The 7,021-nt window shown below is 39.6% G+C and carries 6 protein-coding genes; 3 read left to right on the forward strand and 3 right to left on the reverse strand.

What is annotated here, in order from left to right; translation table 11 throughout:
* Positions 1-73 precede the first annotated feature (73 nt).
* Positions 74-241, reverse strand: coding sequence for a hypothetical protein (locus L2717_RS17775; RefSeq protein WP_248938123.1), 168 nt, complete (start codon positions 239-241; stop codon positions 74-76).
* A gap of 487 nt (positions 242-728) precedes the next feature.
* Between L2717_RS17775 and L2717_RS17780 the strand changes: the two genes are divergently transcribed.
* The 3 genes from L2717_RS17780 to L2717_RS17790 are packed head-to-tail and all read left to right on the forward strand — an operon-like array spanning position 729 to position 3,844.
* Positions 729-1,226, forward strand: coding sequence for a DUF3598 family protein (locus L2717_RS17780; RefSeq protein WP_248938124.1), 498 nt, complete (start codon positions 729-731; stop codon positions 1,224-1,226).
* Positions 1,227-1,260: 34 nt separating this feature from the next.
* Entirely contained in the window at positions 1,261-2,250 is a 990-nt protein-coding gene (locus tag L2717_RS17785; protein ID WP_220774994.1) for a VOC family protein, read from the forward strand.
* A gap of 13 nt (positions 2,251-2,263) precedes the next feature.
* Positions 2,264-3,844, forward strand: coding sequence for an FAD-binding oxidoreductase (locus L2717_RS17790; protein WP_220774995.1), 1,581 nt, complete (start codon positions 2,264-2,266; stop codon positions 3,842-3,844).
* A gap of 464 nt (positions 3,845-4,308) precedes the next feature.
* On the opposite strand, the gene L2717_RS17795 is transcribed toward L2717_RS17790, so the two are convergent.
* Positions 4,309-5,487: a multidrug effflux MFS transporter gene (locus L2717_RS17795; RefSeq protein WP_248938125.1), complete on the reverse strand. Its 1,179-nt coding sequence runs from the start codon at positions 5,485-5,487 to the stop codon at positions 4,309-4,311.
* A 7-nt stretch (positions 5,488-5,494) separates the two neighbouring features.
* Complete coding sequence (locus L2717_RS17800) at positions 5,495-6,739, reverse strand: MFS transporter (protein ID WP_220775140.1); 1,245 nt, start codon at positions 6,737-6,739, stop codon at positions 5,495-5,497.
* Between the last annotated feature and the right edge of the window lie 282 nt (positions 6,740-7,021).

The following is a 7,021-nucleotide window of genomic DNA, read 5'->3' on the forward strand; positions in this document are numbered from 1 at the left end:
AACACTCAACCCAGATAAGGCACCAGAAGAAGGCGTAATAAATGCAGCTTAATATTTAAACAAAGAGTGACAACTATCTTGAAAAACACCGCGTCCCTTCGCGGTTGGCTTTTAAAATACCTGGCATTAACTCTGTCTGACAAAAGTCGCGAGCCATATCTCTAATGATACGTTGCTCTTCAGTTAGCTGTTTATCCAGTAATAGAATGTCTTCCCATATCCCTAATGTTGAGTTAGCCACAAGGTAAATCTCTTCATCTTAATTTAACTCAATACTAGATGAAGCGAAGTTTACATTGGCTGATATTTGTCAATTCAGAACCATTTAAAAATCAGTACAATCGATTATTAAAATCGGCTGACTAAAACAACGTTTATTTCCCAGCTATTTTAATCTGCGAGTTAAGCATCTGACGTTACAAAATACTTAATTGAAATTGATGAAGTATCTGAGGCCGATCTAGCCTAAGCGGTGATTAATGACTACCAGGCGTTGCCATAGTGAGCGTATATATTAAAAAATATTGAAGCCGTACTAAAGTCTTTAACCAATAGGTTACCCACGACAGCTGCTACGCAGTAAATTAAATTTTTATTAAAATATCCTACTAGTGTGTTCATTCAAATGTAATACAGATGCTGAAATACGGCTATTTGCGATTTATCAATGGTAAATTTCGCCAGCGGTTTAGCATCAAGAGTAAGATTAATAATATAGGTAAATCACTATGGAACTGAAAGATAGAATGCCCGTCTTGTATCGTCACTTAGGTGTTTGGGATGGATATTATCGTTATTTTGATAAAGATGGTGTAAAAATCGACGAGCACAAATCACGGTTACTATGTCGCTTTCCTACTGAGCACACTTATCACCAAACTAACTTTTATTTTTGGCAAGATGGTAAAAAAGAAACTCGCGATTTTCCAACCAAAATTGAAAATAATAAAATTATTTTTTACACCGAAGTCAGCGGTTGGGCAGCGGAAGTCACGTTAGATGAGTTTAACAGAACCGTCATGCTATATTGGGTAAGAACCAATGAAGAAAACTTACATTTATATGAAATGATTCAAATTTCTGACTGTGGTAAATATCGCTCACGGGTATGGCAATGGTTTAAAAATGGACGCTTATTACAGCGCACTTTAATTGATGAAGAGTTTGTCACTACCGACTGGCAGTCTTATGAAAATTTACAGCCAGAATATGCCGATATCGCATAGTTGCCAGGTTAATTTATAAAAAGGTAAAGCCATCATGTCATTTAGTGTTAGTCCATTTTCTGAAGCACTATGTAGTGTTGTTGATTTTGAGCCTTTTAGGCTGTTATTTTGTGATATTGCTGGTTGGAAGCTAATCCATCAAGGCTTGGTAGATGCGTCTGTTGTCAAAGCGTATCAGTTAGGGCCAGAAACCAGCGTCGAAGAAATGTTGCTGGCTAACCCTAAAACGGATGCCGGTTTTTTACGGCTGTATAAATATAATAACGTGCCACAACAAGTGATGCGTAGTAACGATCAAAGCTGGGATACTGGTGGTATTTTTGACTACAACGTTCGGATAAAGTCTATGGCCGAATTGTTTCCTCAGCTACAAAGACTTGGCTGGCGTGGCGCGACTCCGCCAGTCAGCTTTAAATTGGGTGAATCAGACGTTATTGAATGGATTGCCATGAATCACCATGTGCGCATTGCTTTTATTGAGCGAGTGGCACCAAAATTGGTGGGTTGGGAACAAATAAACCCAGTAAGTCAGATGTTTAACTCTAGTCAAATAGTAACAAACATAGATGAATCATTAGCCTTTTACTGCGACTTCTTAGGTTTTAAACTCGCGATTAAAGCCGGTAATTTAAATAAAGAAGCCGGTGCTAATCCACTGGGTATTCCATTAAATCGCGCACATATTGAAGACTATGAACTGGCAATAGTGCAACCAGGCGACGCTATGATAGGTTCAGTTGAGTTAGTGAAATTCAACTCTTTACAAGGCCACGACTTTAGCGCGAACAATCAGCCACCGAACTTAGGTATGCAAGGGCTACGTTTTAAGGTCAGTGATGCACAAGCATTGTCTGACAAAGCTCTACAGCAACAAGTCACTATTCTCAGCCCGTTGCAAGACGTTTATATTGCTGGTTTAGGTAACTATTCAGAGTACGGTTTAGCTAACGTAAAACTACTCACCCTGCAATCGCCCGATGGCGCTTGGCTAGAGTTTTATCAGCCACTAGATGCAGCAATTTAAGAGTAAAAAACTTATGCCATTACTGAATAAAAGTACGCTAACAGAAAAATTAATAGTGGTTCTTGGGGCTAGTGCAGTAAAAACAGACCAGGACTCTTGCGTTTTATACTCCCAAGATGTTTATGCCAAAGATAAGCCCTGCGCCATTGTTATTAAACCTAGCTGTGCGAAAAAACTATCGCAAGCTGTCAGCATTATCACCCAAGGCGGCTACTCAGTAGTCGCTCGGGGTGGCGGCATGTCTTATACCGGCGGTTATGTGCCCAAAGAGGAACATTCCGTTGTGGTTGATATGTCGGCACTAAACAATGTATTAGAAGTGAATACCAAAGACATGTATGTCACGGTAGAGTCTGGTTGTAGCTGGGAAAAACTGTATTTAACCTTAAAAGAACATAAATTAAGAACTCCATTTTGGGGCACTTTATCGGGTCGCTTTGCCACTGTGGGCGGAAGTTTATCGCAAAATGGTATTTTTTGGGGTTCTGCTCAACATGGTTTTGCCGTTGACTCGGTTTTATCACTAGACGTTATTTTAAGTGACGGCACAACCCTCACAACGGGCTCAGCTGCTAAAAAAGGCACCCAGCCTTTTGCTCGGCATTTTGGCCCCGATCTTACCGGTTTATTTTGTAATGACAGTGCTACTTTGGGTATTAAAACTAAAGCCACTATCCGCTTGATTCCAGAGGCTTTACACAAAGGCTCTACGTCTATTAGTTTTACCGAGTTTAACCATCAAGCCGAACTGATGAGCGAAGTAGCCAGACAAGGCTTAGCCAGTGAATGTTTTGGCTTTGATCCTTTCTTACAAAGCCAGCGCCTGCAGCGTGAGAGCTTAGGCAAAGATATTAAATCACTGTTTGGCGTAATGAAAGCCGCCGGAAGCGTGGGGAAAGCTTTAAAAGCGGGGTCTAAAATTGCTTTAGCTGGTCGTGACTTTATTGAAAGTGAATGCTGGTCAGTGCACTTTTTAGTTGAAGACTGGACCGAACAAGGTGTTGAATTAAAGCTTAATAAAATTAACCAGCTAGCAGAAAACTTACAAGGTAAAGTAGTTGAAAACACCATACCTAAAGTGATGAGTGCTAACCCCTTTGGTCCAGTTAATAATATGGTTGGCCCTAAAGGCGAGCGTTGGGTACCTATTCATGCCCTAGTGCCCCACTCTAAGGTGCAAGAAGCTTATTTAGCCACAGAGGCGGTATTTAACAAGCACGCAGCCTTAATTGAACAATGTAATATTGGCATCGGTTACTTATTAGCCACAGTATCAAGCACCGTATTTGTATTAGAGCCGGTGTTCTTTTGGCCAGAAGCGCTAAATGAATTGCACAAACATGCCCTTGAACCCGCCCATTTAAAACGCTTACCCGGCTTTGCCGCAAACCCAGTAGCCAGTAATGCGATGGCCGTAATTAGAGCAGATTTAATCAGTAAATATGCTGAATCTGGCTATATCCATATGCAACTCGGTAAGTCTTATCAATTTAAACAAGTGCTTGATGCAGAGAATTATCAATTACTCACTGATATTAAAAAGCGACTTGATCCTAATAACCGCTTAAATCCAGGTTGTTTAGGCTTTGATTAGCCACTAAATAGTGTTAGGTTTGTAGACGAATAAAGCGGCTGAATAGCCGCTTTATTGTTGAACAATATAAATTTTATAAACGAGTAATCACACCGTGATTATTGTTGAAGTTTAACGTTATTAATATACCAAAGTGAGTCATTAGTCATGCTGGCATCTGCGCCTGATTTTAAGCGCAGTGCAAATCAGTACGACAACATGCGCTTGTTATGTATTTTGCTTATAAATAACTTGAAAACGTTTGTATAACTTATTACTCAGATTTCTTAATGGGTAGTATTTTAATGCTTTATGATGACCCAAGTCGGAGGGTATATCATCAAGGGACAGAGTCATTTGAATAACCATGTTCCCAAAAGTGTGTGCTATTCCAGTTTCGTACATGACATTCAGATTTTTACCCGTAAAATCAATCGCTATTACTTTTAAAAACAGGATAGCCCTTTGCTATCTCTATCCTATTGCTAAACTACTGCTTTATGCTCTTTAGTGCGGGTGAGTACCACAATGACTAATGCGGTTAGCATTAACATAGTAAAAGGTAACGGCGTGCCATTATGCAGTACTAACAGTAAAGGCCCTGCTAATGCGCCAGAACCAAAGCGTAAGGCACCTATGGTGGCGGCTGCGCTGCCAGTGTGCTCTTTAAAGCGCATCAGCACTAAAGCATCTGAGTTGGTGGCGATAAGTGATAGTGAACTCATTAAAGGCCCTAGTAATAGCATGGTATAAATAAACGGCATCTCGAACCAGGTTACTAAACATAACAGTACCGCAACACAGACACCAAAAAACATACCCAATGTAAGCATTTTAACCGCACCAAGACGAACAGATAACCGACTATTAATAATATTGGCTAAAATAACGAACGACACATTAAACGCAAAATAAAATGGGAAGGCTTGTATGCTAACTGCATAGTATTCTAAATATACAAAGGGTATCGCGGTGATATAACAAAAGAAGGAAAACGACGACAACATAGTGCCTATTAAAAATGGCCGTGCCTGTTTATTAGAAAATATTAACCGATAGCCATCTAATATATCGCGTTTACGTCGGCGCAGTGTCGGCTTAGGTGCATTGGGCAAAAAACGTATGGCCAGTAACACCATGATCATCGCATAGCCCCCTAAAAAGATAAAAATAGCCCGCCAAGAATGTAGCTGCAGTAATAGGCTGCCAATGCCAGGTGCTAATAACGGTGCTATCATCATGATCATCGACAAATACGACATACCTTTAGCGGTATTCTCACGGTAAATTTGCTGCACAATACCTGGAATAACGACTGAAAAAAACGCACCAAATAAAGCCTGCAAACTGCGAAAGATTAAAAATGACTCAATATTATCGGTCATTGCCAGCATATAGCTGGAAAAGCTAAAGCCCAACAAACCTATAAAAGCTAAGCGACGTCGGCCAATATGGTCGGCTAGCGGCCCAGCAATAACTTGAGAAATTGCATAGCAGAATAAGAAGATACTAATGGATTGTTGAACATGACTAAGATCAGAACCAAGCTGAGCTGCAATGACTGGCATTGCAGGTAAATACATATCAATAGCTAAAGGGGTAGTAGCGATAATAGCAGCCAATAAAAAGATAAGTTTATTGGCTGCTAAGGATGTTTTGCTCATGGTCCGATTAAACGTGTTTTTTAACTTGGCTGATTAATAATAATGCGATAGTACAAAGTACTGCATAAATGATAAACGCATAGTAATAGCTACCATAGACATCAAATATAACACCAGTTAAATAAATACCTAAGCCCGCACCAATAGCATCGAGAATAGTAATAGTACCTAATATTTTACCAGACGCCTTTAAACCAAAATTATTAACCGCATTGAGCTGCAGTATGGTATAAAAACCACCCCAAGCAAAACCTATTAAGCCGATACTATACATCACAGTAGCTTGCGAACTCACAATTAATGCCACCAAGCCAATTAGCATCATGATTATATTACCGTAAAATAGTTTATTACCTTCAAATCTATCTGCAAAAACGCCGAATATAAACTTACCCACTAAGGCTGGAAGAAAAAGGACACTTAAACCGGCTGAGGCCGACTGAATATCAAAACCTAAATCTTGCAAATGCAGCACTAAATTAGCTTGTAGGCCCATTAAGGTATAGAAAGTACACATTGCTATAACTGTTATCGCCCAGAATGAACGAGTTCTGATCGCTTCACCATACTCTAAACCATGATTTGATAAATCGTCTTGTGACTGCTGAGAGTAATTCTCCGTACCATAAGGTTTTAAGCCGATAACAGAAGGTTTACTTCTAACCAAAAGTATTGTTAGCACTAATAATATAAATGGAATTATTGATGCATATTGGAATCCTTGGCGCCATGAAATACCTTCACTTAGCCAATAACCAAATAATGGTGCTAATACTGCCCCACCCAAAGAGGTGCCTAATATCGCAATGCCGATAGCGGTGCCACGATGTTTCACAAACCAATTTGAGACTAAAATCACGCCAACATTGAGGCCGCAACACACCATAACAATAGATAGGAAAATATGCAGAATATAAATATGACCGATATTTTCTACGTAGCCATAAGCATAATAGGTTGGCATTAAGATTAAACAACCAACAATCATTAAAGCTCTTACGCCGACCTTATCAATTAAAATGCCAAATATAGGTGCTAGAATACCCACACCAACCAAGGTTATGAGTTCACGTAGCTTTAAATCGCCTCGACTCCAGTCAGGAAATTCCGCCAAAATAGCGCTGTCAAAAGCGGTAATACCAGTAAAAACTAGACCGTTTGAGAGCATCAAACTGAGCATAGCGATAAAAACAATAGTCCAATGCATTCGTTTGCTAGACGTATTTTTTGATGCGGTCGAAATTGATTGCATGTATTTTTCCTAGAGCATTTTGTAGTATTTATGTTAACACTTATAAACGTTATAGTTGATAACGCAATTGATATTTATCAACCACAAAAGAATTCTAAAAAATATACATTTTAATTATCAGTAAGTGCTCGCTTAATAAATGTGGTGTTTTTTCGACTGCTACGGCCTTGTTTAACCCTGCTTTTGACCTCCTGCGCCACGATATGCTCGCTAATATCTAATTGCTTCATGCTGTCGATAAAGGTGTGCCTGAATGAGTAGGCTGTAGGGCGTGCATTAGGT

This window comes from Shewanella glacialipiscicola, from assembly GCF_023283485.1.
Taxonomy (GTDB): Bacteria; Pseudomonadota; Gammaproteobacteria; order Enterobacterales; family Shewanellaceae; genus Shewanella; species Shewanella glacialipiscicola.